This is a genomic window from Pararhodospirillum oryzae, assembly GCF_007992075.1.
GTDB classification, from domain to species: domain Bacteria; phylum Pseudomonadota; class Alphaproteobacteria; order Rhodospirillales; family Rhodospirillaceae; genus Pararhodospirillum; species Pararhodospirillum oryzae.
In genome coordinates this window covers 13,803-38,321 of the sequence record NZ_BJZO01000026.1, presented here as the reverse complement: position 1 = coordinate 38,321, position 24,519 = coordinate 13,803, and the positions used below count along the sequence as shown (strand labels likewise).

24 protein-coding genes are annotated in these 24,519 nt (G+C 64.2%); 8 read left to right on the top strand and 16 right to left on the bottom strand.

What is annotated here, in order from left to right:
• Positions 1 to 44: 44 nt before the first annotated feature.
• Entirely contained in the window at positions 45 to 812 is a 768-nt protein-coding gene (gene cobF, locus ROR02_RS06190; RefSeq protein WP_147163144.1) for a precorrin-6A synthase (deacetylating), read from the top strand.
• Positions 813 to 893: 81 nt separating this feature from the next.
• On the opposite strand, the gene ROR02_RS06185 is transcribed toward cobF, so the two are convergent.
• The 4 genes from ROR02_RS06185 to yajC all read right to left on the bottom strand — a co-directional run bounded on the left by ROR02_RS06185 (position 894) and on the right by yajC (position 4,455).
• Complete coding sequence (locus ROR02_RS06185) at positions 894 to 1,268, bottom strand: Mth938-like domain-containing protein (protein ID WP_147163143.1); 375 nt, start codon at positions 1,266 to 1,268, stop codon at positions 894 to 896.
• 4 nt (positions 1,269 to 1,272) lie between these two features.
• Complete coding sequence (gene secF / locus ROR02_RS06180) at positions 1,273 to 2,352, bottom strand: protein translocase subunit SecF (RefSeq protein WP_147163142.1); 1,080 nt, start codon at positions 2,350 to 2,352, stop codon at positions 1,273 to 1,275.
• A 10-nt stretch (positions 2,353 to 2,362) separates the two neighbouring features.
• Positions 2,363 to 3,928 (bottom strand): protein translocase subunit SecD, encoded by a 1,566-nt coding sequence (gene secD, locus ROR02_RS06175; protein WP_147163141.1) that lies wholly within the window; start codon positions 3,926 to 3,928, stop codon positions 2,363 to 2,365.
• Between the two features lie 116 nt (positions 3,929 to 4,044).
• The gene (gene yajC / locus ROR02_RS06170) at positions 4,045 to 4,455 is read right to left on the bottom strand and encodes a preprotein translocase subunit YajC (RefSeq protein WP_147163140.1); all 411 of its coding nucleotides are present in this window, start codon (positions 4,453 to 4,455) and stop codon (positions 4,045 to 4,047) included.
• Between the two features lie 189 nt (positions 4,456 to 4,644).
• On the opposite strand from yajC, the gene ROR02_RS06165 reads away from it, so the two are divergent.
• The 5 genes from ROR02_RS06165 to ROR02_RS06140 all read left to right on the top strand — a co-directional run bounded on the left by ROR02_RS06165 (position 4,645) and on the right by ROR02_RS06140 (position 9,710).
• Complete coding sequence (locus ROR02_RS06165) at positions 4,645 to 5,538, top strand: ATP-binding protein (protein WP_147163139.1); 894 nt, start codon at positions 4,645 to 4,647, stop codon at positions 5,536 to 5,538.
• Between the two features lie 214 nt (positions 5,539 to 5,752).
• Entirely contained in the window at positions 5,753 to 6,166 is a 414-nt protein-coding gene (locus ROR02_RS06160; RefSeq protein WP_147163138.1) for a nucleotidyltransferase substrate binding protein, read from the top strand.
• Complete coding sequence (locus tag ROR02_RS06155) at positions 6,163 to 6,468, top strand: nucleotidyltransferase domain-containing protein (RefSeq protein ID WP_147163137.1); 306 nt, start codon at positions 6,163 to 6,165, stop codon at positions 6,466 to 6,468. The genes ROR02_RS06160 and ROR02_RS06155 overlap by 4 nt, the downstream gene beginning before the upstream one ends.
• Positions 6,469 to 6,744: 276 nt before the next feature.
• Positions 6,745 to 8,412, top strand: a complete 1,668-nt coding sequence (locus ROR02_RS06150; RefSeq protein ID WP_147163136.1) for a phage tail protein — start codon at positions 6,745 to 6,747, stop codon at positions 8,410 to 8,412.
• Positions 8,413 to 8,819: 407 nt separating this feature from the next.
• Positions 8,820 to 9,710: a hypothetical protein gene (locus ROR02_RS06140; protein ID WP_147163134.1), complete on the top strand. Its 891-nt coding sequence runs from the start codon at positions 8,820 to 8,822 to the stop codon at positions 9,708 to 9,710.
• 163 nt (positions 9,711 to 9,873) lie between these two features.
• Here the strand turns inward: ROR02_RS06140 and ROR02_RS06135 are convergent, their stop codons facing one another.
• The 7 genes from ROR02_RS06135 to ROR02_RS06105 form a co-directional block, all read right to left on the bottom strand.
• A complete protein-coding gene (locus tag ROR02_RS06135) occupies positions 9,874 to 10,530 on the bottom strand; it encodes a nitrogen fixation protein NifQ (RefSeq protein WP_246135428.1) in 657 nt (218 codons plus the stop codon).
• Entirely contained in the window at positions 10,527 to 10,820 is a 294-nt protein-coding gene (fdxB, locus tag ROR02_RS06130) for a ferredoxin III, nif-specific (protein ID WP_147163132.1), read from the bottom strand. Before fdxB ends, ROR02_RS06135 begins: the two co-directional genes overlap by 4 nt.
• 180 nt (positions 10,821 to 11,000) lie before the next feature.
• Positions 11,001 to 11,447, bottom strand: coding sequence for a NifX-associated nitrogen fixation protein (locus tag ROR02_RS06125; RefSeq protein ID WP_147163131.1), 447 nt, complete (start codon positions 11,445 to 11,447; stop codon positions 11,001 to 11,003).
• Positions 11,444 to 11,908 (bottom strand): nitrogen fixation protein NifX, encoded by a 465-nt coding sequence (gene nifX / locus ROR02_RS06120; protein WP_147163130.1) that lies wholly within the window; start codon positions 11,906 to 11,908, stop codon positions 11,444 to 11,446. Before nifX ends, ROR02_RS06125 begins: the two co-directional genes overlap by 4 nt.
• Positions 11,909 to 11,945: 37 nt before the next feature.
• Positions 11,946 to 13,505 carry a nitrogenase iron-molybdenum cofactor biosynthesis protein NifN gene (nifN, locus tag ROR02_RS06115; RefSeq protein ID WP_147163129.1) on the bottom strand — a complete coding sequence of 520 codons (1,560 nt, stop codon included), beginning with the start codon at positions 13,503 to 13,505 and terminating at the stop codon, positions 11,946 to 11,948.
• Complete coding sequence (nifE, locus tag ROR02_RS06110; protein ID WP_147163128.1) at positions 13,502 to 14,926, bottom strand: nitrogenase iron-molybdenum cofactor biosynthesis protein NifE; 1,425 nt, start codon at positions 14,924 to 14,926, stop codon at positions 13,502 to 13,504. The genes nifN and nifE overlap by 4 nt, the downstream gene beginning before the upstream one ends.
• Positions 14,927 to 15,235: 309 nt before the next feature.
• Positions 15,236 to 15,889 (bottom strand): LuxR C-terminal-related transcriptional regulator, encoded by a 654-nt coding sequence (locus ROR02_RS06105; protein WP_147163127.1) that lies wholly within the window; start codon positions 15,887 to 15,889, stop codon positions 15,236 to 15,238.
• Positions 15,890 to 16,530: 641 nt separating this feature from the next.
• On the opposite strand from ROR02_RS06105, the gene ROR02_RS06100 reads away from it, so the two are divergent.
• Positions 16,531 to 16,986: a MarR family winged helix-turn-helix transcriptional regulator gene (locus ROR02_RS06100; protein WP_147163126.1), complete on the top strand. Its 456-nt coding sequence runs from the start codon at positions 16,531 to 16,533 to the stop codon at positions 16,984 to 16,986.
• 221 nt (positions 16,987 to 17,207) lie between these two features.
• Here the strand turns inward: ROR02_RS06100 and ROR02_RS06095 are convergent, their stop codons facing one another.
• Both ROR02_RS06095 and ROR02_RS06090 read right to left on the bottom strand, forming a co-directional pair.
• The gene (locus tag ROR02_RS06095) at positions 17,208 to 17,591 is read right to left on the bottom strand and encodes a response regulator (protein ID WP_147163125.1); all 384 of its coding nucleotides are present in this window, start codon (positions 17,589 to 17,591) and stop codon (positions 17,208 to 17,210) included.
• Positions 17,592 to 17,593: 2 nt separating this feature from the next.
• On the bottom strand, positions 17,594 to 20,146 hold the full coding sequence (locus ROR02_RS06090; RefSeq protein WP_281291007.1) for an ATP-binding protein: 2,553 nt from the start codon (positions 20,144 to 20,146) through the stop codon (positions 17,594 to 17,596).
• Positions 20,147 to 20,485: 339 nt separating this feature from the next.
• Between ROR02_RS06090 and ROR02_RS06085 the strand changes: the two genes are divergently transcribed.
• Complete coding sequence (locus tag ROR02_RS06085; protein WP_147163123.1) at positions 20,486 to 21,304, top strand: universal stress protein; 819 nt, start codon at positions 20,486 to 20,488, stop codon at positions 21,302 to 21,304.
• A 301-nt stretch (positions 21,305 to 21,605) separates the two neighbouring features.
• Here the strand turns inward: ROR02_RS06085 and ROR02_RS06080 are convergent, their stop codons facing one another.
• From ROR02_RS06080 to rpsA, 3 genes are all read right to left on the bottom strand, one after another.
• Positions 21,606 to 21,938: a LapA family protein gene (locus ROR02_RS06080; RefSeq protein WP_147163122.1), complete on the bottom strand. Its 333-nt coding sequence runs from the start codon at positions 21,936 to 21,938 to the stop codon at positions 21,606 to 21,608.
• A 90-nt stretch (positions 21,939 to 22,028) separates the two neighbouring features.
• Positions 22,029 to 22,346, bottom strand: coding sequence for an integration host factor subunit beta (ihfB, locus tag ROR02_RS06075; RefSeq protein ID WP_147163121.1), 318 nt, complete (start codon positions 22,344 to 22,346; stop codon positions 22,029 to 22,031).
• Between the two features lie 251 nt (positions 22,347 to 22,597).
• On the bottom strand, positions 22,598 to 24,328 hold the full coding sequence (gene rpsA, locus ROR02_RS06070) for a 30S ribosomal protein S1 (protein WP_147163120.1): 1,731 nt from the start codon (positions 24,326 to 24,328) through the stop codon (positions 22,598 to 22,600).
• Positions 24,329 to 24,519: the final 191 nt, after the last annotated feature.

Here is a 24,519-nt window from a genome sequence, read left to right as displayed (position 1 = left end):
GGCGCGTGCTCGCCCTTCAGGGCCCCTTTCAAGGCGCCTTGCCCATGAAAACCATCCACCTGATTGGCATTGGTCCCGGCAACCCGGACCAGGTCACCCTGGAAGCCGTCAAGACCATGAACACGGTCGATGTCTTTTTCATGCTGGAGAAGGCCGGCCGGGGAAAGGACGAGCTGCTGGCGGTGCGCCGCGAGATCCTGGAGCGCCACGTCTCCCACCCCCACCGGGTGGTCACCGCCCCCAGCCCGCGGCGCAACCGCGAAGACCCCCATTACGCCGGCGGCGTGGTGGCGTGGCGCGATGAACGCATTGATGTCATCGGGCGCCTGATCGACACCGAGCTGGAAGACGGCCAGACCGGCGCCTTCCTGGTCTGGGGCGATCCGTCGCTGTACGACGGCATGATCGAATCCCTGGTGCTGCTCAAGGCCCGCGATACCCTGGATTTTGAGTTCACGGTGATTCCGGGCATCACCAGCGTGCAGGCCCTGACCGCGCGCCACCGCATCGGGCTCAACCGCATCGCCGAAACCATCACCATCACCACCGGCCGCCTGCTCGAAGACGTGGCGGCGGAGAGCGTGACCAACGCGGTGGTGATGCTGGATTCGCGCGCGGCGTACCACCGCTTCGCCGAAACGGGGCACGATGTCTATTGGGGCGCCTACCTGGGCACGCCCGACGAACGGCTGGTCGCCGGCCCTGTCGCCGAGGTGGCGCCGGTCATCGACGCCGAGATCGAGGCGGGCCGCGCCCGGCACGGCTGGATCATGGATACCTATATCGTGCGCAAGCCGCGCACCGAGCCCTGACTTCCACGGCCCGGGCCGGGCCGGGCCTGAACGACGGGGAAGCGCGGGTCTCGCCCCGCCTCCCCTTGTGTCGTCCCGGGACTACACCGCGACAAGCGCGGCCGCGACGCGGCGATCCTCGTGGATCAGCACGTTGTAGGTCCGGCAGGCGGCGCCGGTGTCCATGGTTTCCATCGCCAGCCCCATGTCCTTCAGGGCCGCGCGCACGGATGCCGGCGGAAAAACCAGGCTCGGACCGGTGCCAACAAGCAGCAGGTCCAGGTGCGAGGCCCGCTCCCGCACCTGGGCCAGGGCGGCCTCGTCCAAGGTGGTCGGGGTCGTTCCCGGCCACGCCAGGGTTTCGCCGGGAAAGACCAGCAGCGAGCCGGTCCAGGCCACGCCACTGACCCGAAAGCCGCCCTCCCCATAGGCCTGGACCACCTGACGGCCGGGCGCCGCCTGCAAGGTGAGATCCATGGCCCTAGCGCCGTGCGTCGCGCGACCGGGCCTTGCCGGTGACCACGCCGGGCTTGCGCGGCCCGTCGCCTTGCTCCAGCAACGCGGCCTCGGCGGCGGCGGCGCGGGCGGCCAGGCTGGCGCCGGTTTCGGCCTCGGCCTTGCCGGGTTCGCTGGACGACGGCGCGGGCGGGGCGTCACCCTCGCCGCTGCGATCGAAGCGGAAGTAGATCAGCGCCGGCACCGCCACGTAGATCGACGAGTACGTGCCCACCACGATGCCCCAGGCGATCGCCAGACTGAAGCCCCGCAGCACGTCGCCGCCCAGGGCGAACAGGCAGATCAGGGCCAGCAAGGTGGTGCCCCCGGTCAGCACGGTGCGCGACATGGTGCGGTTGATGGCGAGATTCAGAACCTCGCCCATCTCCATTTTCTTGTAGCGGCGCAACTCCTCGCGCACGCGGTCGAAGATCACGACCGTGTCGTTGATGGAGTAGCCGGCCACGGTCATGATCGCCGCCACGCTGGTCAGATCGAACTGGATCTGGAAAATCGAGAACAGGCCCACGGTGGCGATGACATCGTGCAGCAGGGCGATCACGCCCCCCACCGCGTACTGCCATTCAAAGCGAAACCAGATGTAGGCGGTAATCGACAAGATGGCGAACACCATGGCCAGCGCGCCGGCCTGCACCAGTTCGTCGCCCACCTTGGGGCCCACCAGCTCGGTGCGGCGGTATTCCACGCCCTCGCCCAGGGTCGCCTTCAGGCGCGACAGCGCCTCGGTGTTGGCGGCCTCGCCGCCGGGTTGCTCGGGGACGCGGATCATCAGGTCGCGCCCGTCGGTGCCATAGGTGGTGAGCGCGATGTCGCCGGCGACCTGGTTGTTCAAGGCCGTGCGCACGGCCCCCAGGTCAACGGGTTCGGGCGTGCGCGCTTCCACCAGGATGCCGCCGGTGAAGTCGATGCCGAAGTTCAGCCCCTGGATCGCCACCGACAGCAGGCAGCCGGTCAGGAAGATCACCGAGGCGGAAATGAACCAGACACGCTTCGAGATGAAGTCAAGGTTGAGATTGTCGGGAATCAGGCGAATGGGACGCAGCATGGCCGTGACCTCAAAGGGGAAGGGTCTTCGGCCGCGCAAGCCGCAGCCAGGCAAAAATGATGGCACGAGTGACCAGGATGGCCGTGAACATCGACGTGAAGATGCCGAGCGCCAGGGTCACCGCGAACCCGCGCACGGGGCCCGACCCAAAGCTGTACAGCAGGCCGGCCGCGAACACCGTGGTGATGTTGGAGTCCAAGATGGCCGACAAGGCATTGCGAAAACCGGTGTCGATGGCGTTGATCAGCGAGCGGCCGGCTTGGGATTCCTCGCGGATGCGCTCGAAGATCAGCACGTTCGCGTCAACCGCCATGCCGATGGTCAAGGCAATGCCCGCGATGCCGGGCAAGGTCAAGGTGGCACCCAGAATCCCCAGGGCCGAAAGCAGCAGGGAAATGTTGACCACCAGCGCCAGGTTGGCGAACACCCCGAACAGACCGTAGGCCAGGATCATGAACCCGATCACGGCAATGCCCCCGACCACGCTGGCCAGCTCGCCCGCCGCGATGCTGTCGGCGCCCAGGCCGGGGCCAACCGTGCGTTCCTCCAGCACGGTAAGCGGCGCGGGCAAGGCACCGGCGCGCAGCAGCAGCGCCAGGTCCTGGGCCTGCTGGGTGGTGAAGGTGCCGGTGATCACGCCCGATCCGCCCAAAATGGGCTCGCGGATGCGCGGCGCGCTGATCACGGTGTTGTCGAGGACAATGGCCAGGAAATGGCCCTGGTTCTCCGAGGTCACCTGACCGAACTTGCGTCCGCCCACGGTGTCGAAGCGGAAACTGACCACGGGTTCGCCGTTCTGGAAGGTGGCCTGGGCGCCGGTCAGGCGATCGCCGGCCACCTCCACCTTCTTGCGCACCGCCATCTGGGCGGGCTGGCCGGGACGATCGGCCTCGGCGTTGGGCAGCACCCGCGAGCCCGGCGGCACCCGGCCCTGGGCCATGTCGTCGGCCGAAACGGTTTCATCAAGCAGGTGGAAGGTCAGCTTGGCGGTCTTGCCGATCAGGGCCTTCATGTGCTCGGGATTGTCAACGCCGGGCAGCTCGACGATCACCCGCGCCGTGCCCTGGCGCTGAATGGTCGGCTCGCGCGTGCCGGTTTCGTCCACGCGCCGGCGGATGATCTCGATCGACTGTTCCACCGCCTGATCGCGCTTTTCCGCCAGGGCCTTTTCCGTGAAGGCCAGACGCAAGACGCCCTCGGCGCTGCTTTCGATATCGGTCCCTGTTTCCACCTTGCGCAACACCCGCAAGGCGGCGTCGCGCTGGCTGGCATCGGGGATGGTCACCCGGACCTGCTGGCCCTCGCGGCGCAAATCAAGGTAGGCGATTTTCTCCTCGCGCAAGGCCGCGCGGGTACTCTCGACCACGCCGTCCAGCTGCTCGGCGAGCAAGGCATCTATTTCCACTTGCAAAAGCAAGTATGAGCCGCCTTGCAGGTCAAGGCCCAGCGTGATCGGCTGCCACCAGCCAGGCAGGCTCGCGGCCCGGTCGCGCAAGGCGTTGGGCATGGTGAAGACAACGCCTAGAATCGCCGCCAGGATAACCAGCGACATCTTCCACTTGCCGAAGGACAGCATGATCGCCCTGCTTCAGACACAATAGGGAAAAAAACCGACCCAGGGAGAACCGGAACACGGGGCCCGCCCGCCAGACGCAAACAGCGACGGCAGGCGGGAGCCGCGTTCCGCCCCGATTACTTCTTGGTCAGCAGGTTCTTGAGGCCCGAGGCGGTGCCCTCGGGCTTGTCGCCACCGCGATTGTCGTTGCTTTCGGCGCCCGGAGCGGGCTCGGAGCGCGACAGCACGTTCGCAATCATGTCGCGCATCACACGCACGCGCACATTCTCGGCGATTTCCAAGCTGAGCTCCTGTTCGCTCACCACCTTGGCAACGGTGCCGATGATGCCGCCGGTCGTGACCACCTTGTCACCCCGGCGGATGGCCGCCAGCATGGCCTTGTGCTGCTTCATGCGCCGCTGCTGCGGACGAATGAGCAGGAAATAGAAAATGACAAAAATAAGAATCAGCGGCAGGAACGACTGCACGCTGTTCATCAAAGCGGCGGGATCGGTCGCGGACTCGGCGAAAGCCGGGGAAATGAACATCGGGGCCTCGTGAGGTGGGCGTGGACGAGGGGGGCGCAAGGACGAATGCCCCGCCCCCGGAGGTCCGGACTATACCGACCCCGGCCGGGCTTGCAAACACCCAACGCCAGGAGATACTCCAAGGGACGGGGAAAGCACACCCATGCGATCCCCGGTTCCGTTGTCCCCGCCTGCCCGCGAAAGCCCGCCATGACCGAGTCTCCCGCTCCCGACCTGCTGGCCGTTCTCACCCGTCTGGCCGACGCCCTGGACCGCCTGGCCCCGCCCCCCGTGCCCCAGCCCGACCTGTTCGCGGCCGATGCCTTCATCTGGAGCGCGGCCGCCCGGCGCCTGGAACCGGTGCCCCACGTCAATCGCGTGCCCCTTGAGCTGCTGTGCGGCATCGGACGGCAGGTGGAAACGCTGCGCGAGAACACCTTGCGCTTCGCCCGGGGCCTGCCGGCCAACAATGCCCTGCTGTGGGGAGCCCGGGGCACGGGCAAGTCGTCGCTGGTCAAGGCGGTGCACGCCGAGGTCAACCGGATCCTGGACGCCGGAGGCCATCCCCGCCTTGCCCTGGTGGAAATCCACCGCGAGGATATTCCGTCGCTGCCCACGCTGTTGCACATTCTGGCGGAAGCCGGGCGGGCGTGCGTGCTGTTTTGCGACGACCTGTCGTTCGACGGCCACGACACCAGCTACAAGTCGCTGAAGGCGGTGCTTGAAGGCGGCATCGAGGGCCGGCCGACCAACGTGGTGTTCTACGCCACCTCGAACCGCCGCCACCTGCTGGCCCGCGAGATGGTGGAAAACGAACAGTCCACCGCCTTGCACGCCGGCGAGGCGGTCGAGGAAAAGGTGAGCCTGTCGGATCGCTTCGGCTTGTGGCTGGGCTTTCACAACATCGACCAGCCGACCTACCTGGCGATGGTCCTGGGCTACGCCAAGGCCTATGGCCTGGACGCGGACCCCGAGGAAATCGCGCGCGAGGCCCGGGAATGGGCGGTGACACGCGGCAGCCGCTCGGGCCGCACCGCGTGGCAATACATCCAGGACCTGGCCGGCCGCCTGGGCCGCCCCCTGCCGACCCCGAGCGACGTTTAGAGCGAGACCCGAAAAGTGAGAAACGCTTTTCGGATCAATCGAACGTAAGAAACAAACAGTTGGAGCACCGTGCCCGGATCCGATTTACCGCACGGCGCTCCAACGGTTCGTCCGGGCAAGAAGAAGGGATGCAAGGGGCGGATGTGATGAAGAAAGGGAAGAAACCGCCCCCGATCCAGGCAGGCTTCCCCCTTGGAGAAAAGGAGCATTCCTCGTGTCCCAGGATGTTCGATGGAAACAGCGGTTTCAAAATTTCGATCGGGCCCTTGTGCTGTTGCGCGAACCCGTGGACCAGGGAATTGCCACCTTGTCGGCCCTGGAGAAGGAGGGAACCGTCCAGCGTTTCGTTTTCACCTTGGAACTGGCCTGGAAGACCCTGAAGGATTACCTGGAACACGAAGGGCGGCCGGTCGAGCCGGTCACACCCCGCGCCGTCATCAAGGAAGCCTTCGCGGCCCGGATTCTGGGGGACGGACAGGTCTGGATCGACATGATCACCCACCGGAACCTGTTGTCCCACACCTATGACGCCAAGGCGTTCGACGCCACGGTTCAGGCCGTGCAAGACAGATACCTGCCCGCGTTCGAGGATCTGCATCTTTGGCTGATGGAGCGTCTGGCGTCATGAGCACGTCCACAAGCCTCACCCCCCGGGAACTGGCCCTGATCCGGGGTGTTCTGGCCGCGACGCCAGGGGTTAGCGGCGCGCTTCTCTTTGGATCGCGCGCCAAGGGAACCGCGATGCCAGGATCGGACGTTGATCTGGCGCTGGAGGGCGAGCTTGACGCGCTGCAGGCCGAAGCGGTGGCCAGCGCCCTCGACGACCTGCCCCTTCCCTATCGCTTCGACGTCAAGGCCCTGAACGCGCTACACTTTCCGCCCCTGCTCGATCATATCAAGCGACTCGGCATCCGGATCTATCCGGCTTGATTACCCTTGGGCGCCCTCTTGATTGATAATCACGCCCCCACGACACCAATCCGCCTGTTTGTCCGAGAAGAAGGCCGCACCGGATAAAAGCCCCCATGGCCGAATACGGCTTTCCCTTGCCCCATCAGCGCGACTCCAATTCACATGAAATATCGCTTAAATTTTAAATGATACACTTGAATTTTGCGTATTTTTAGGTGTAAATAGATTCAGAGGGATTTTTCTCACTCACAAACCCTCAAGTCGAGAAAAACGCTCCTAGTCAGGTCAGCCCCCATGTCTGCCTCTGCAAGCCTGTCCTCCGCCACGACGACACCTCCCCCCTCCATTCCCGTTAAGAACTGCCTCGTCGATGAATACGAACGGGTGGTGGTCAAATCACTTGTTACGTCGTTTGGATTGGACTTCATGCTGTTCAACGACCAGCGCGGAGGAGATGTCGACACCATCAAAACGGTTCGCGATCCCCAAGCGGGATACAAAAACGCAAAAGAAAAAGAACGCTATGAAAATCGCGGCAACTATGAAAGCGCGGATTATCACAGCCATAAAAATTATATAGAAACAAATAAAAAATACAAAGGGGACAAAGAAAAAGGTAATTTACAAGACGCTTATTCAGGAAATCAGATTGCAAAAAACGATTCCTTCGATCTGGATCATGTTGTCGCCGCTAAAAAAATTCACGACGACAAAGCCAGAACCCTTGCGGAAATGGACGGCCCTGACCTTGCCAATATAGAAGAAAACCTTGTAGCCACTCACCCATCAATCAATCGATCCAAAAAGGCGGACGACGCTGAAGCATTTATTTCTCGACTCCAGGCCGAACGCGAGTCAAGAATAGAAAAAATAAATGAACTACGCCATCAGCTTGATAAGCCGGATCTTTTACCTGACGAAAAGGATTACCTTAGAAAAACCCTAACAACACTTGAACAAAAAGAAAACGTTGACCACGAAAAACTGATTAAAGCCGAAAACGAGGCCCAAAAGACCATCGATCGCAAGATGGCTGAGAAATATTATACCAGCAAAAAATTTTTTGAACATGCCGGAATTGCGGCTTTAAATCAAGGAATACGGCTTGGCATTCGGCAAGCTCTTGGTGTTGTTTTTGTTGAATTTTGGATTGAGCTCCGCAAAGCCTTTCCAAAAATTTTTGAGGCCATCACCAAAAAACAAGATTTTTCGTATTTTCTTGATGGAATCAAGAATGCAATAAAAAAAGCATGGGAATCCATAAAGATAAAATTCAAAGAAATTATAACATCATTCAAGGATGGTGTTCTTGCTGGAATCCTCTCTTCCATAACAAGCACGCTGATCAACACAATTACCGTCACCGCCAAAAGCGCTGGAATGATAATAAGATCAACATGGTCTTCCATCGTCGAGGCCCTGAAAATTCTTATTTTTAATCCGGAAAAACTTCCTCTCGGCGACAAACTTCTTGCCGTATTCAAAGTCATTTCCACGGGCATTTCCATTGTTCTTGGGGCCACCATTCAAGCACAGGTCTCCAGCGCGACCAGCAGCATTCCCATTGTTGGCGACATCCTCCCTTCGTTCCTGGGGAGCCTGATCACAGGCATTCTAAGCGTAACAATGCTTTATTACCTGGACCACTCCGACTTGGTCAAATCAATCGTTAATTTTGCAAACAGTCTTAAGTCATCCATGGAGAAAAAAGCCGATTATTACCGTGAAGTTGCCGGTGCGTATGAAGCCTATGCTGCTCGAATCGGCGGCATTGACCTTGAACATCTCCGAACGGAAACCACGAGACTACGGCAGTGCGCCGATATTTTATACCAAGACCACCTGGACATGAATCTACGCCTTGATCGGGTTCTGGAAAAGCTGGGCGTGGCGGCGCCTTGCAAAACCGTCCCCGAGTTGGACGCTTTCATGCAGATCGCGGATGCCAAACTCAGTTTCTGATCCTCTGGGTGATCCCGCCTCACCGCCGCTTGAATCCTTTCCCTGCGACGCTTGCGGTGCCTGCTGTCGGAATCTCGAACGATCAGCCCTCTATCGCGACCTCGACGATGGCACCGGGTGCTGCATCCATTACGACCGCTCAACTTTATTGTGCCGAATTTACGATGAACGCCCCCTGAAGTGTCGTGTCGACGACCTGTACGAGATCCATTTCAAGGAGGTGATGTCGCGATCCGAATATCACGCCCTCAACAAACAGGCCTGCTCCATCCTCAGGCATCTTTAAGGGATAAAATCCATGCCTCTCCCCTTGATTCTGATTGGCGTGTCAGCGGTGGCCGGCATCACCGGTATCGCGAGCGGCATCAATGGAATGAATAAAATATCGGATGCAAACAAGATAAAGGATGATGCCGAAAAACTATATTATACAAAAAAAATCTACCTTCGATGAAAAAACGGACAAAGCCCAAGACAGCCTCGCAAACTCCGGAAAAATGAAAGCCGAAACACATTCCGGATTCATTCGGTTTTCGAATGCCTTCGAAGCGATCAAAAACAAACCTGACTTTGCACACTACGCTGCCGATGAATTTCGGTTCACCGTTTACGAGTTGCAAAAGATCAAGGATCTTTCGTTAGGCGCACTGGATCTTCTGAAAGGAAGCACCGTGGCGGCGGGATTGGGTGCCGCGACCGCCTATGCCGCCTACGCCGGCACCCTGGCCCTGGGAACCGCATCCACGGGCACCGCCATTTCGGCCTTGTCGGGTGTGGCTGCACACAACGCCGCCTTGGCCGCCCTTGGCGGTGGTTCACTCGCCACGGGTGGAGGGGGCATGGCTTTGGGAACCTCGGTTTTGGGAGGTGCTGTTGCGGGCCCTCTTCTGGCCGTTGGAGGCCTCCTTTTGAATTCCAAAGGCAATTCCAGCCTTGAAAAAGCGGATGAAATCAAAAATTCCGTTTCAAAAGCCGTGGAGGCAATGGAGAACGGGACACCCATTCTCGATTCCATTGTCGAAATGTGCGATTTGTACTGCGAAGAACTCGAACGTGTTCGGAATGTGTACGACACCATCATCAGCGACCTGGAAAAAATCGTCCTCGCCAAGACGGATTACAACAGATTCTCCGAGCCGGAGCGCGAAACGCTTCTTAGAAGCATCAAGATCACCAAGATCGCGGCCACATTCACAGCCGTCCCCTTGATCCTTGAAAAGGATGGGGAAACGATCGTCCCCGACAAACAAATCCGCCAGGCGCTTCACGATACGATGTGCGCCCGACGCGCGGCCTGAGTGCCATCGGAAAAAGAGGGGACACTGCTATCCCGAACGACGCATCGCGCCGAGAAAGCCCTAGGGGCCCCGTCGCCCCGACTTGAAACCGGCCAGCCCGCGCGATGGGACGAAAACGATCAAGGGAGTGGCGCTCCGGCTGCTCCCTTCTTGGGATCGCCCCTCAGGCCCGCGATCCCCCCCCGGTTTCCGGGCCGAAGCAGTCGGCGTAGTCCACGCACTCGGCGCAGGTGGGGGATTTGCACACCACCACGCCTTCGGCCTCGCACAAGGTGCGGTAAAAAAATTTCTTCCAGCGCATGTTGTGGACGTTTCGCGTCGCCAGGGATTCGAAATGGCGTTCCAGAAACCGCGTCAGGTCGGCGCGTTGGTCCAGGCCCAGATCCTGCCAAAGGTGATCGGGCTTGAGGGCGCGTCGGGCCACGATCGCGGCCAGCCATGCCTCTTCCTCGATTCCCCGGGTGCGATGGGCCCGCAGCAAGGCGCGCAGATCCGGTTCCTCCAGGGCGTCGGGGCCGGCGTCCGGGGCCCCGGGATCCAGGGGAGCGTCGGGAAAATAGCGGGCGCCCAGGCGGGCCAGCGCGGCCGGGTCCAGGCCCAGCGCATGGGCCAGCGGTCGCGGGGCGTCGGCCAGGGCAGCGCGCACCAGGCACGCGAACACCCGGTGATCGAAGGGGTCCACCCCCTCGGGAACCGGCCCCGGAGTCCAGAAGCTGGCGGGCGCCGGCGTGGGCGTGGAGGAGCCGGCGGACGCGGGCCTCGGGGTGGAGGAGCCGGCGACCGGCGCCCGCTCCCCCCCGGTGGGCTGGCCGGGGCTCACGCCTCGGCGGCCTCGTGGCTCTGGGCGTTGGTGCCGCACACCTTGGCGCAGGCTTCGCAGCCGATGCACTTGCCCGCGTTGGACACGGTCATGATCTTGCGCACGATCTCCTCGTCATCGTCGTAGGGATCGCAGTGCTCGCCGTCCTCGTTGATGCCCTTCATCTCAAGAACATCGTGCCCACACACCTTGAAGCAACGCCCGCAGCCAATGCAGGCCTGATCATTGATGGCGGTCAGGTACAACGGGACCCAGGGCGAGCCGTCCCGGGTGGAAAAGGTAACTGGCATGGAAGCGGTTCCTTCAAGCAGGGGTCAAGGTTCTTTTTTGTATGAGCACGGGGGAGAACAGGAAGCACACACGATCAGGAACAAAAGGGCCAAAGACACACACAAGAGGCACACAAGAAACGTGAAAAGGGCCGTCCCCCGCGCCCGCAGGCGCGGGAGGCCTTGGTTAACGCTCGCGCCTCAGGCGCGGGCGACCTCGGGAAAGCGCTCGATCATGGCGCGGGCCTCATCGACCAGACCCGCCCCCTTGTCCGCGAGCACCGACAGGGACTCGAAGCCAAAGCGGTTGATGTCGCGCAAATACAGATTCAGCACCACCAGGCGCCCGGTGGTCATCAGCACCCGCCCGAAGCCCTCGTGGTTCAGGCTCATCAAGGGGGCCCCCAGCAAACCGGTGGCCTCCTCCAGGGCCAGGCCCACGGCGGCGTAGAACTGCTCCACCCGCGCCAGAAGATCCGGATCCGGGTCGGCGATGATCGGCATTTCCCGGCGCTGGGCCCGCGTCACGATGAACGGGGCCAGCAACTCCTCGTCGGGCTTGCCTTCCCACACCCCATAGGAATCCTGGGCGCGCACCTGGCGAACCAGGTGGCGGACGAACGGAGTCTCCAGGGGAGCGTCGCTCATGCCTTGGTCTCCTCGGGCACCGGGGCCAGATCGTCGTCCTCGTCGTCGAGGAACGAGGGCCGGGCCGGCTTGTCGCCGGTCTGGGCCATCATGATCTTGCGCAGCCACGGCGGCGGGTTGCCGCCCAGCATGCGCCGGACCCGTTCCAGCACATCGACAATGGGTTCGTCGTCGGCGACCTTGATCGGGTGAATGCGGGCCTGCACCACCCGGGCCGCCGCCGGCCCGCCGATCGCCTTGACGAACAGCAAGGCCACCCCTTCCAGGGCCTCGACCTTGGCCTTGATCCGGTCCTCGCCGTCGGGCGAGTGGCGGCCGTCCTCGGCGCTGGTTTCAGCGAATTGAATGGCTTCCACGAAGCGGTACCCCTCGGGGTCCACATCGTACAACACCAAGGTGCGCGCGCCGTTGAAGTGGGCGTCAACACGCGTCATGTCATGGGTTGCGAGCGCGACTTTCATATGACCTCCTGCCACGGGACCACGGACGATCCCGGTTTCAACCAATCGCAGCCTGCGGGCGGCCGGCGGGGCGTCCATGCTCCGTATCCTCCGTTTGATGAAAAGCGGATGGGGGAGCACAGGCGCCGCATGCGCTCGTCTCCTGGCACACCGGGCCCGACGCGGGCAAGGATGCGTCGGAAGCCCCGGCATTCCCCAAGGCATCGGGCTCGCCTTCGGCATGGTCGTGGGCCGCGTGCCGGGCCTCCGACGACTCGATCAAGGCGTTGCCCAGGGCGAACACCAGGTCACGCGTGCCCCGGTAGCCGACCGAACAGCGAAACGGCACCCCCAGCCGGTCAATGACCGGGAACCCGGCCCGAAACAGCGGCACGCCCGCGTGACGGGCCGGCCACTGGCCGTTGGTGCTGGCAATCAGCAGATCGCAGCCCTTGGCCCGGGTCCCCAGGTCCTCCAGGTCGCCCACCAGGATCGACTCGGCAGGCAGGGCCGCGAGATGGGGCGCGTCCACGGGCACGACCACGGTTTGCAAGATCGCGCCCAGGCCGGTGAGCAAGGTCCCCATGCTCCACACGAAGTCAGGCTCGCCGGCCAGGGCGATGCGCGTGCCCCCAAAGAAGAAATGCGCGTCCATCAGGGCGTCTTGCAGGCGTGAGCGCTGCCGGCGCACGCTTTTTGGCGCGGGGCGTCCCGACAGCTCGGTCAGCACCTCGATCAGGCGATCCGTCGCCGGCAGGCCCGTCACCGTGTCCAGGTGAATCGCCGGCACCCCGGTGCGCGCTTCGAGCAGCGCGCCGGCGGGGCGCATGTGCTCGCCGATCACGAGGGCGGCGCGCGTGCGCCCCAGTCCCTTGATCGCGTTCACCGGCGTGCCCCCCAGGGACGTGAGGCTCCAGGCGTCGGGCACGTGGCCATCGAGCGAGTCCGACAGGTCAGGCAGGATGGTGGCCTTGAGCCCGAAGGCCTCGATCAACGCGCGCACTTCCTCGATGTCGGCCGGGGTCAGGTGCGCCCCGGGCAACACCGCGATGTGATCGGCCTCGCGCGGGCCTTCGCCCTCGGGCACCAGGGTCTCGATCAGGGCACACACCGCCTTGGTCCAGCCGGTTTCCAGGCTGCCGGCGAAATCCGGAACCCGGGTCAGGACCACGGCCGTGTCGTCCAGTTCGCGGTGCTTGCGCCGGATGGCGGCCACGTCGCCCACCATGTCCTCGCCCCGGGTTTCGGTCAGCGCCGTGGTCAGCAGGGCAATCACGCGGGGATGGGCCCGCTTCTGGATGTTGAGCAGCGCCTGTTCAACGTTGTCGAAGCCGCCCAGGATGGTCGAGACCTCGCCCATCGCCGTGGTTTGCAAGGGGATGGGCTCGCGGAAATGGCGCACCAGCAAGACCAGGGCAAACGCCGTGCAGCCCTGGGTGCCATGCAGGCAGGGCAAACAGCGCTCCACCCCCAGGAAGGCCAGCGCCGCGCCCAGGGGGGCGCTGATCTTGAGCGGGCTGACACTCAGGGCCTTGTTCGAGCGCGGCAGGCCACCCCCCCGGGCGGCGCGAACGGACGTGGCCCCTTCCGGACCCGAGGCGGCCGGGGGGGCACTCATGACACCGCCTCCACCCGGGACACCTTGTCCCACGGCGCCGGGGCCCGGACCTGCTCCCACACCGGGTTGTTGATGAACCGGTCCACCTGTCGCACCAGATTGATCAGGCCGTCGTAGCCCGCGTACTGGTGATGGCGTTCCTGGTTGATGTCCATCCACGGCGTGAGCGACTTCAAGGCCACGAACTGCGAACGCCCGCCCGACAGCATGATGTCGGCCTCGCCGGCGCGGAAGATCGTGTCCATGTCGGGCTGGCTCAGCTTTTCGTACAAGATGCCCTCGGTGCCCGTGCCGGGGTTGCGTTGCAGGGCCTCGCGGGCGCGGGTCTTGTCGTCGTCGGTCGATTTGCGCACCGACGTGCCCATCACGTCCATGCCGCATTCCTGAAGGGCGTTGACCACCGACCAGCTTTTGACGCCCCCGGTGAACAGCAGCGCGCGCTTGCCGGCCAGGCGCGGGCGATAGGTCGCCAGCACGGCGTGGACGCGGGCCTCCTCCTCGGCGACCAGGGCCTCGGTGCGCTCGATCAGGTCGGCGGGCGCGCCCCGCTCCACCAGCATCCGCGCCATGGTGGTCAGCGCCGCCGAGGTATCGCCCGCCCCATACAGCGAGCCCTCGAAATAGGGGATCCCCCAGCGCTCGCGCATGCCCCGGGCCAGATTGAGCATGGCTTGCGAGCACATGATCATGTTAACCCGCGCCGCGTGCGCCGTGGTCAGATCGTGATAGCGGGCGTTGCCGGTAATGCAGGTGCGCACCCGGATGCCCAGCCGCTTGAACAAGGGCGCCACCAGGGCGAACTCGCCCATCACATTGTATTCGGCAATGATGTTGATGTCGGTGGGGCCGGCGTCGTCGGGCTCGCGGGTGCCAATGACGTGGGCCAGCAGGGCCTCGGCCGCGAGACGGCTGCCCAGGTTCTTGGAGCCGGCGAAGCCCGGGGCCAGCACCGGCACGCACGGGGTGCCCAGGCGCTTGGTCGCCTCGCGGCACACCGCCTCGATATCGTCGCCGGTCAGGCCGGGCACGCAGGTCTGGTAGACAAAAACCGCCGGTGGGGCGTAGCGGGCGATGGCTTCCTTGATCGCCTTGTAGAGCTTCTTTTCGCCGCCTTGGATGATGTCGAGGTCGGACAGGTCGGTGGTAAAACCATAGCGATAAATCAGGGGGCCCGACGTCCCGACATTGCGCGTGTCCCACGAGTTGCCCTCGCACGCAAGCGGGCCATGCACAAGGTGAACCACGTCGATCACCGGCTGCAAGGCAATCTTGGCGCCATCGAAGGCGCATCCGCCCGCGGCATTGCCCGGGGTCGGGCCCTTGGCCGCGCAGCCTTTCTTGCGCTCGGTGGGGCTTTTGGCGCGGTTGTGCGCGCAATCGGGTTCGTTGAATACGGTGGCTGCAAGACGCTCGCTGATCATCGACACCTCCCGGCTGGCGTGGGGGATTCACCGCCTCGCTCGGGAATAAGCAATCTTCGTACCATTTGCCAGGCCTTGAAAATAAAGGGAAAAATCCCCGCCCGGCTGTCAAATGTACGACAATGTCAGCTTTGCGACAGGGCCACCCCCGCCTCGCGCCCGGCCAGGATCCAGCCCTGACGCCAAAAAGGAGAACGCTCCCGCCCGGGTGGGGCCGCAGCCCTGCCCGGAACCGGGAGCGTTCTCCAAGGGATGCCCCCTTCCGTCGGCGTGCCGCGCGACGGAACGGGAAAAAGTCGTCACGGTGCCTTACAGCACACCCTTGCGCCGGGCCACCGCCAGGGCGTCGGTGCGGCTTTGCGCGCCCAGCACCTTGAACAGACGACCGATGTGCATCTTGATGGTCGCCTCGGACAGGGTCATGGCCTGCGCGATCTGCCGGTTCGACAGCCCGGCATGGATGTGGTTCAAGACCTCGCGCTGACGGGGGGTCAGCGGCACGTCCTCGGCCACGCCCACCGCTCCGCCACCCAGTCCACCGGCTGCCAGGGTGAGGCCGCCCACGGCCGGGGTCACGCCTTGCGGCGCGATCGAGAACCCGCCCACCAGGACCAGGCGCAAGGCGCTTTCCAGGATGTCGCCCTTCAGGCTTTTGGGAATAAAGCCACAGGCCCCGTGATCAATGGCGGCGCGGATGATGCGGGCGTCGCCCACACCGGACACCACCACCACGTCCGGCGGTTCGGGCCGGTCACGCAGCGCCAGCAGCGCCTCGCGCCAGTCCATGTCCGGGATCATCACATCAAGGAACACCTTGTCCAGCCGTGGCGCGCTTCCGGCCAGGTGGATGGCGTCGTGGAACGTATCGGCTTCGACGATTTCCATCGACGGGTCGATATGGGCCAGCTGATAGCGCAAGCCGTTCCGGAATAGTTCGTGGTCATCTACGATCATAATGCGCATGGCCTGCGCGTCCTCCCGCTTTGCCATTCTCTCGCGTCCTGTCCAACGGGCTCCGCACATCGTCCCTGGGATTGAATTTCCGCCCTGCGCCTGGATTCCCCCGCCGCCATGTCCTATTGGAATCCAAGGGGGGACGAGCAAGCTCTTCCCGAAAGGCGTCAAACATTATGCCAAGCCCATCAGCATGTTCACTGCGGGGAGGAGGACAAGCATTCCACTTACCCCACCCCCAATTCCCTCTCAAGCGGTGCCGGGTCTTCTGACGAGACGCATTTGCACCTTTGGTGACTTTATCATGTTCTTTCGGGTAGTCCAGCCTTAAATCCAGACCGTACCGACCTCAGACCACATCTTATTGCCTTTGCGCAACAAACCGAAAGACAAGGGAAAAGCGCCCTCTTGCCGCATGCGCGAACGCTTTGCTATCCTGCCCCCGATTTCATTGAGGATACTGGATCAGGGGCCTCGCCCCGCAGCAATTAAAACGGGATGAAACGCACAAGGAAAACGCAGAATATGCGAAAAGACAGCCAAAACGCTGTTTCCTTGCACCCTTCCTTGAAACGAGTTATTCTAAGTCGAAACCTTCCGATGGCCGGGAGACGCTTCGGGGCCCGATGCCCCCGTGACGGAAGAAACGGATGAAACACAGCTGTACCTCCCGGGCCGTGGCCGAGCTGTTGACACAGGTCGGACGACTGGCCCACAGCCGTGGCTTCACGGGCGGCTTGAACCCGGCGCAGTGGATGGCCCTGCGCTATTTTAGCCAAGCCAATGAATCCGTGGCCACGGTGATGAAATTCGCCGAACACTATGGGTCAAGCCGGGGCACGGCCTCGCAATCCATCTCGGCCCTGGTCCGCAAGGGCTATCTGGCCCGCCAGCCCAGCCGGGGCAAGAAAAGCTCGCACGTTCTGGCGCTGACGGAAGCCGGCCGCGCCCTGATCGCCCAGGACCCGATCAACCACCTGATCGACGGCATCGAGGGGCTTCCCGACTCCAAGAAGCCCGTGTTCGCCGAGTCCCTGGAGTTCCTGATCCGCTACCTGTTCGAGACCGACCGCGACCACGGCGACGCCCTGGAACCGTCCGAATAACCGGCTCCACGGCTTCCAGGCCCCCATAAGCCGGACGAGGATCTCCTCTTCTCACGCGTATCAGACGGCCTCGCGCCCCTCGCGGGCTTTAGGAACGCCCTTCAGGATGGCGTAGCGGATCCGCTCGCCTCATTTCGATTGCTCTACAGCGCGTTCCACAACCGCCGGCGCCTTGGCGCGCGAGCCCTCCCGCACCAAAAAGCGCCCGCGCGTCGATCGCCTTACGATGCCCCCACCGCCAGGATCCGCAGTTTCTCGATCAGCTCGGGCTGGGTGAAAGGCTTGTACAGGATATCGAACGCCCCATACATCTCGGTCATTTTCAAGCTGAGCGCGGCCGGAGCCGAGCCGCCCCCCGAAACCGCGAGCACCCGCAAGTCGGGCCGGGCTTCCAGGGCCGACTTGATGAAGCTGATCCCATCCACCTTGGGCATCCAGACATCGCAGACCACGAGACCAAGGGAATGTTCGCGCAGGACCCGCATCGCCTCCTCGCCATCCCGGGCTTCGATCGCCGCCCAGCCCATATCCTCAACCCCCAGACGAATCGCCTTGCGGCTTTCGGGATCGTCATCAACGACCAGAACAGACAGACTTTCGGGCATGCTCAGGGTTCCGCTTGCGATGTCTTGAGGGCGGTCGCGGTCGTGACCGGCAGTGATATCCAGAATATCGTACCCATTCCCGGGGCGCTTTCAACCCCGATGGTGCCACCCCAGGCCTCGACCAGACCGTGCACCACGGCCAGCCCCATGCCGGTTCCACGCCCCTCGGGCTTGGTGGTGAAAAACGGGTCGAAAATACGATCGCGGATGTCCAGATCCATCCCCGGCCCCTCGTCGCGCACCGTGATCCGCACCCGCCCCACGTCGGGCTGGGTCCGCAGGCCCACATGCACGATCCCCCGCCCGTCCATCGCGTCGTTGGCGTTGGCCAGCAGGTTCAAAACGATCTGGGACAATTCGGTTTCGTTGGCCAGGACCTGGACCGACGTTTCTTCGATATCCGTGAAAACCCGCAGCTGCGGCAGGCCCTTGCGCGCGAACTCAATGGCGCGCCCCAGGTCCCGGGCGATGGTGAGGGGCTGGCGCCGCGAGGGCGCCTGACGCGCGAAGGCCAGGATCGCCCGCACGATCTCGCGCGCGCGCAGACCGCTTTCCTCGATGTCCGCCAAGGCCTGACGCACGAAGGCCGTGTCCTCCACCCGCTTGCCGGCGTAGTAGGACATGGTCAGCATCGGTTGCAGAACATTATTGATTTCGTGCGCGATGCCACTGGCCATGCGCCCCAGGGCCTCCAGCCTCTGGGCCCGCAGGCGTTCCTCCTGCAAGGCCTTCAAGGGGGTGACATTGGTGCCCGTGCCCCGAAAGCCCAACAGTTCACCCGCCGCGCCCAGCAACGGCACCCCGGACAGGCGCACCCACCACTGCCCCCGCCCCGCCACCCGCAGCAACGCGGTCAGGCCATGGAAGGCATGGCCCCGGGCCAGGGCGGACTCGATATCCTCCACCTCCGACCCCTCGCCCGGATCGTCGGGCGCGCCCAGAAGAAGCGTCAACGGATGCCCGATCAGCTCGGCCGCGCGCAGGTCCCCCAACCCCTTGAGCAGATCGGAAACGGTGGTCAGGCGGCCCTGGGCATCGGTTTCCCAAAACCAATCCGACGAACACTCGGCCAGATGGCGCAGGCGAAGCTGGGATTCCTCCAGGGCGTCCTCGGCCTCGCGCCGGCGCACCTCGCCCAGACGCTCGGCCAGGAACAGCTGCAACGCCACCGCCGCTTCCTCGTCGAGGGCCGTGAAGGGCCGTGAACAGCCGCGCACCTCCTCGTCCCAGGCCTCCAGGCCGGCCGGGGGGAGCGCCTGCCTTCCCCGGGGATCCACCCAACGAATCAGGCACGACGCCTCCTCGCGCCCCAGCACCATGAAATCCTTGTCGGGCGCGTCCGACAGCGGCAGCAGCACCACCCCGGCGAAACCACGGGCCAAGGCGGGTGGCAACACCACGCCCTCGGGCACGCGCTCGCTCACCAGAACCTTTTGCGCCGGATCCACCTCGACCGGCGCGCCATCAAGCGGACCGTCCGCGCTGGCCTGGCGGCCATCAAGCGACAGCACCGCCGCTCCGGCCCCGAACAAGGCGCGCAGATCAGGCAGGGCGGCGCGCAGGGCCTCGGCCATGCCCGCCCCTTCGGCCAGGCGCCCGGCCACCCCTTCCATCACCGCCGATACCCGCGCGCGCGAATGGGCCCGCGCCTCGCTGTCCAGGCGCACGATCTGCTGGCCCACCATTTCGGTGAACACCTGCGCCGCCCCCATGATGGAGGGGGGCAGCGGCCGGGGCTCGCCATGATGACACACCACCATGCCCCACAACCGCCCCTCGACCACGATGGCCACGGCCAGGCTCGCCCGTGCCCCCAGGGCCTCCAGGGCGGCCCGCAGCCCCGGGCTCACCCCGCGCAGCAGGCACCCCCCCAGATCCACCCTGCTCCCGCGCCCCTCCAGGCGCTGGGGCCGGTAGCCCACGTCGGGAATGGCGCGCACCGACAGCCGCTCAAGACGCGCGCGCGCCTCGGGGGCATGCCCCAGGCCCGGAAAGCGTCGCCCCAGGAAGGAGGCCATGCCCCCCCGGCACACCTCGGCGACCACGTCGCCGTCCCAGGCCTCGGTGAAGCGGTGGATCATGACCCGGTCGTAGCCGGTCAGGTCGGCCAGCGTGCGCGCGGCGTGGGCGCACAGGGCTTCCAGCGTGGCCACCCGCGCCACCTGTCCCAGCGCGACGGTCAAGCGACCGAGCACGTCCTCTCCCAGGGGACGGGGGGGCGTCTCGAACAGTTCCACCACCACCCGACGGCCCGCGCGATGCGCCAGGGCCTCGAACACGCGCCCCTGGCGGTCCCGCACCACGAGGGGATCAATCAAGAAAGGCGGCTCGTTCGCGCGGGCCCGCTCCAGGCAGCGCCTGGCATCCTCCGCTTCCAGAACCGAGCCAAGGGCCTCCCCCAGCACGGATTTTCGCCCGGTCCCCAGGTTCAAGGGTATCGAAGCATGCAAGATGGTTTCGTCCCCTGGTTCGACGACCAGCAGGATTCCCTGGGGCTGCACGGAAACCCGCGCGCCCACTGGATCGCCTTCGCACCTCGACACCAGGACGTTCACCTCTCTCTCCCGACCGGCCTGCCTTCGTGGGGGGGCGACAGACAAGTCCCGGGGCCACGCCAGGACCACGCGGGGCCATGACACCCATCTCCCCGCGCCCACGGCCCGCCGTGGCGCGGACGTGCCCCGAGTAGCCGTCATTCCCTGATGTTTTTCAACCAAAAAGAACACAGACCATGGGGAGAAACGGGTTGACGCTTGCGTAATGATCGGGCTTCGGTCACCCTTCGCGATGCTGGGGGTGTTCCACTTCGCCGGGGCCTTGTCGAACGCGGGCGCACGGCGCCGCCGGGATCACACCCCACCCAAGACGAATGGAAACGGGGGAGGAAACCTGTCATGAAAATCGTGGTGCATATTGATGCCGGCGACTCCTGGCCACGCCGCGCCGACGCGGCCGCCCGCCTTCTGGCGGCGCGCGGCGGCGGCCGGGTGCTGGGGGTCTTCGGCCAGATGGCCACCGCGCTGGCCAGTTATGCCTATCACGGCGACAAGGCGGCCATCGACCGCGAGGCAGCCCCGCAGCGCGACCGTTTTTTTGAAATCATGGCGCCCTTTGGCTCGGTCGCGGCGGAGTGGCACACCATTCATTCGGTCAACCCCGATTTCATCGCCGCCGAAATCACCGCGAACGCCCAGTACGCCGACCTCACCGTGCTGGGACAGATCGACCCCCGCGCCACCGCCGACCGGGTTCCGGCCGACCTGGCCGAGCAGGTCGTGCTGAACTGCGGGCGACCGGTGCTGATGATTCCCTACACCGGAACCTATACCTTCGCGTTCTCGCGGGTTCTCGTGGCCTACAACGACAGCCGGGAATCGAGCCGCGCCCTGGGCGACGCCTTGCCGTTCATCCACGGCGCCCAGGCCTGGGTCATGGTCGTGCGCCACGCCCCCGAGCTGATCGATCCTTCCGATTGGCGGTGGGTCGAGTTGAAACGGCGTCTGGAAGACCACGGAGTGCAGGCCACCGTTGAAACGCCGGCGATCGCCAACATCAGCGTCGCCGATTTCCTGCTGTCGCAGGCGGCCGATCTCAGCGCCGATCTTCTGGTCATGGGGGCCTACGGCAAGCTGGGCCTGCCGCGCATGCTCAGGGGCAGCGTGACCCGCGACATCCTGCGCCAGATGACCCTGCCCGTGCTGCTGGGCCACTAAAGCCTGTCCGTTTCACGTTGAAGCGAACAATCTCCGGATCCCTTTGTTTGAGTTTGTCTTTTCGGGAAAAGCGGTGCCCACGCCCCGGGGCTCCCCTCAAGGGAAAGGCGCCCCCGCCTTGGGAAGGGGCGGAAACGGGGGAGCGGGCCATTCGCTCCCTTCCGTCCTTTGAGCGGGGGCCTCGTGGGGGGTTCCCCCATGTCCCCGTGAGCGGCCCGACCGGGCGGGCGGATTGACAAGGGAACCGGTCCCGCCAGGCGTTCCTGAGCACCGGCCCGTCCTTGCGCGGCGGCCTCGTGCGTCAGGCCGCCGGGGGCAGCGCCTTGGCCTGGGCTTTTTCCAAACGCTTGGTCGCTTCGCTGGCCGAGCGCTCCAGATTGCGCTTCAGGCTGCGGATCTCCAGGTCCCGGTTGTGCAAACGCACGCGCAGCGACACGGCCGACAGCCACATCATCAAGGCGCCCGCCACCAGCCCGAGGGCCACGCCGCCCAGGACCAGCAGGTAGACCGGCAGATCCACGCTAAACGGGGTCGGCCACAAGCTGACCTCGGCCTCGATCCGGTTGTTCACGGCGAACACGGCGATCACGACGGCCAGCGGCAGGCCAACCAGCCAGAACGAAAGTTTCTTCAACGGTTCATCCTCCCGTCAGGGGGCGCGGCACCTGCCGGCCCGCGATCGCCCCGGTTTGCCCCTGTCCACCCCCGGCAGCGAAGGGGTCCTTCAGTCCTCGTCGTCGTCGAGGTCGTCGTCCACGTCGACCCCCCCGTTGAGCCGCTCGCGCAGCTGCTTGCCGGCCTTGAAGTAGGGAGCCGCCTTGGCGTCAACGTCAACCGTTTCCCCGGTGCGGGGATTGCGGCCCACCCGGGCATCGCGTTTCTTGACCGAAAACGCTCCAAACCCGCGCAGCTCAACCCGATCCCCGCGCGCCAGGGCATCGGCGACCTCGTCGAAAATAGTCGAGACGATTCGTTCCACGTCTCGCTGATACAGGTGCGGATTACGCTCCGCAAGACGCGCGATCAGTTCTGATTTTGTCATCGCCCCGCCATCCCTCCAGCCTTCGGGCCCCTCCCCAGGGGGCGAGCGAAGGGTGCCAGAGGGAATCCCGCACGTCAAGCAACCCGCTCATATGACAGCATTTTCCGTGGCCCACCGGCTCCGTTCCCCGGATGGACGTAAAAAGGGCGCCCTTTTCATTCAAAAGGGCGCCCCGTAAGCGGTCAGGGATCCCCCGCCCTCCGGCCCACTAGGGGTTGAAGCGCCGGAAGGGGAGACCGGTCAGCACGCACTCAGGACTCGTCATCCTCGGCGGCGGCGCGCTGCTGCGCCTGCTTCAAAGCCGCGCTCAGGATGTCGCCCAGCGACGCACCCGAGTCGGCCGAGCCGTACTCGGCCATCGCCTGCTTCTCTTCGTCCATTTCGCGGGCCTTGATCGACAAGGTCATGCGACGGTTGCTCTTGTCGATGTTGGTCACCTTGGCGTCGACCCGATCGCCCACCGAGAACCGCTCGGGGCGCTGGTCGCCGCGCTCGCGGGCCAGATCCGACTTGCGGATGAAGCCAATGGCGCCGTTGACGTCGACTTCGATGCCGTTTTCCTGAACCAGGGTCACCACGCACGACACCACCTGGTTCTTGCGCAGTTCGGCCGTCGCCTCGCGGTACGGATCCTCGCCCAGCTGCTTGACGCCCAGGCTGATCCGCTCCTTCTCGATGTCGACGTCCAGGACCTTGGCCCGCACCACGTCGCCCTTCTTGTAGTCCTTCACCGCCTCGTCGCCGCTGCGGTTCCAGTCCAGGTCGGACAGGTGGATCATGCCGTCGATGTCGCCGGTGAGACCGATGAACAACCCGAACTCGGTGATGTTCTTGATCTCGCCCTCGACCTCGGTGCCGATCGGGTGGGTTTCCAGGAACGACGCCCACGGGTTCGACATGGTCTGCTTCAGGCCCAGGCTGATCCGGCGCTTGTCGGGATCAACGTCGAGGATCATCACCTCGACTTCCTGGCTGGTCGACACGATCTTGCCCGGGTGGACGTTCTTCTTGGTCCAGGACATTTCGGAAACGTGGACCAGGCCTTCAACGCCCGGCTCCAGCTCGACGAACGCGCCGTAGTCGGTGATGTTGGTCACGCGGCCCAGGAAGCGGGTCTGCACCGGGTACTTGGCGGCCACGCCGTCCCAGGGATCGGCTTCCAGCTGCTTCATGCCCAGGCTGATGCGCTGGGTTTCGGCGTTGAAGCGGATGACCTGCACCTTGACCGTCTGGCCGATGGCCAGGGCCTCGGTCGGGTGGTTGATGCGCTTCCAGGAAATATCCGTGACGTGCAGCAGGCCATCGACGCCGCCCAGATCGACGAACGCGCCGTAGTCGGTGATGTTCTTGACGACGCCGTCGAGGATCTGGCCCTCCTTGAGCGTCTCCATCAGCTTGCTGCGTTCCTCGGCGCGGGTCTCTTCCAGCACCGCGCGACGCGACACCACGATGTTGCCCCGGGCCCGATCCATCTTGAGGATCTGGAACACCTGCGGCTGACCCAGCAGGGGCGAAATGTCGCGCACCGGACGGATGTCCACCTGCGAGCCCGGCAGGAACGCAATCGCCCCATTGAGGTCGACCGTGAAGCCACCCTTGACCCGGCTGTGAATGGTGCCACGCACCCGCTGGCCGTCGTTGAACGACTTCTCCAGCTCGTTCCAGGCTTCCTCGCGCCGCGCCTTGTCGCGCGACAGGACGATCAGACCGTCCTTGTCCTCGTAACGCTCGACGAACACGTCAACCGTGTCGCCGATGGCAACCTGCGCTTCTTCGCCGGGACGGGTGAATTCCTTGACGGGCACGCGCCCTTCGGACTTCAGACCCACGTTGATCAGAAAAAAATCACCGGAACGGCCGATGACGGTGCCGGTCAGCACCGAGCCTTCCAGGCTGCCCGAGCTGCCCAGCTGTTCGTTCAGAAGGGCCTCGAAATCCTCGTGGGCGGGAAACTCGTCGTGGCCTGCGTGAGCCAATACCATGGGGTTGTTCATCCTTTCGTTCGTCGTTCGTCTTATCTGGCCAGCCGGTTGGCTCCGGCGGTCTTGTCTTGCCTCGTGGGGAAGGACAACAGCCCTCCCGCCGCCCCAGGGCGGCCGGAAGGCTTTGAAAACTTACTAAATTTTCTTGCGAAACGAACCAACCCACGAAAGTTGGCGGGCCGGCCCGCAAG

Bases quoted from the DNA above. Each gene is read 5' to 3' on its own strand.
- nifX (WP_147163130.1), bottom strand. From the start codon at position 11,908: ATGAAAGTCGCGCTCGCAACCCATGACATGACGCGTGTTGACGCCCAC.
- ihfB (WP_147163121.1), bottom strand. From the start codon at position 22,346: ATGACAAAATCAGAACTGATCGCGCGTCTTGCGGAGCGTAATCCGCAC.
- secD (WP_147163141.1), bottom strand. From the start codon at position 3,928: ATGCTGTCCTTCGGCAAGTGGAAGATGTCGCTGGTTATCCTGGCGGCG.
- ROR02_RS06155 (WP_147163137.1), top strand. From the start codon at position 6,163: ATGAGCACGTCCACAAGCCTCACCCCCCGGGAACTGGCCCTGATCCGG.
- ROR02_RS06140 (WP_147163134.1), top strand. From the start codon at position 8,820: ATGATGCCGAAAAACTATATTATACAAAAAAAATCTACCTTCGATGAA.
- ROR02_RS06185 (WP_147163143.1), bottom strand. From the start codon at position 1,268: ATGGATCTCACCTTGCAGGCGGCGCCCGGCCGTCAGGTGGTCCAGGCC.
- cobF (WP_147163144.1), top strand. From the start codon at position 45: ATGAAAACCATCCACCTGATTGGCATTGGTCCCGGCAACCCGGACCAG.
- fdxB (WP_147163132.1), bottom strand. From the start codon at position 10,820: ATGCCAGTTACCTTTTCCACCCGGGACGGCTCGCCCTGGGTCCCGTTG.
- nifE (WP_147163128.1), bottom strand. From the start codon at position 14,926: ATGATCAGCGAGCGTCTTGCAGCCACCGTATTCAACGAACCCGATTGC.
- rpsA (WP_147163120.1), bottom strand. From the start codon at position 24,328: ATGGTATTGGCTCACGCAGGCCACGACGAGTTTCCCGCCCACGAGGAT.
- ROR02_RS06085 (WP_147163123.1), top strand. From the start codon at position 20,486: ATGAAAATCGTGGTGCATATTGATGCCGGCGACTCCTGGCCACGCCGC.
- ROR02_RS06150 (WP_147163136.1), top strand. From the start codon at position 6,745: ATGTCTGCCTCTGCAAGCCTGTCCTCCGCCACGACGACACCTCCCCCC.
- ROR02_RS06100 (WP_147163126.1), top strand. From the start codon at position 16,531: ATGAAACACAGCTGTACCTCCCGGGCCGTGGCCGAGCTGTTGACACAG.
- ROR02_RS06105 (WP_147163127.1), bottom strand. From the start codon at position 15,889: ATGCGCATTATGATCGTAGATGACCACGAACTATTCCGGAACGGCTTG.
- yajC (WP_147163140.1), bottom strand. From the start codon at position 4,455: ATGTTCATTTCCCCGGCTTTCGCCGAGTCCGCGACCGATCCCGCCGCT.
- ROR02_RS06095 (WP_147163125.1), bottom strand. From the start codon at position 17,591: ATGCCCGAAAGTCTGTCTGTTCTGGTCGTTGATGACGATCCCGAAAGC.
- ROR02_RS06165 (WP_147163139.1), top strand. From the start codon at position 4,645: ATGACCGAGTCTCCCGCTCCCGACCTGCTGGCCGTTCTCACCCGTCTG.
- ROR02_RS06125 (WP_147163131.1), bottom strand. From the start codon at position 11,447: ATGAGCGACGCTCCCCTGGAGACTCCGTTCGTCCGCCACCTGGTTCGC.
- nifN (WP_147163129.1), bottom strand. From the start codon at position 13,505: ATGAGTGCCCCCCCGGCCGCCTCGGGTCCGGAAGGGGCCACGTCCGTT.
- secF (WP_147163142.1), bottom strand. From the start codon at position 2,352: ATGCTGCGTCCCATTCGCCTGATTCCCGACAATCTCAACCTTGACTTC.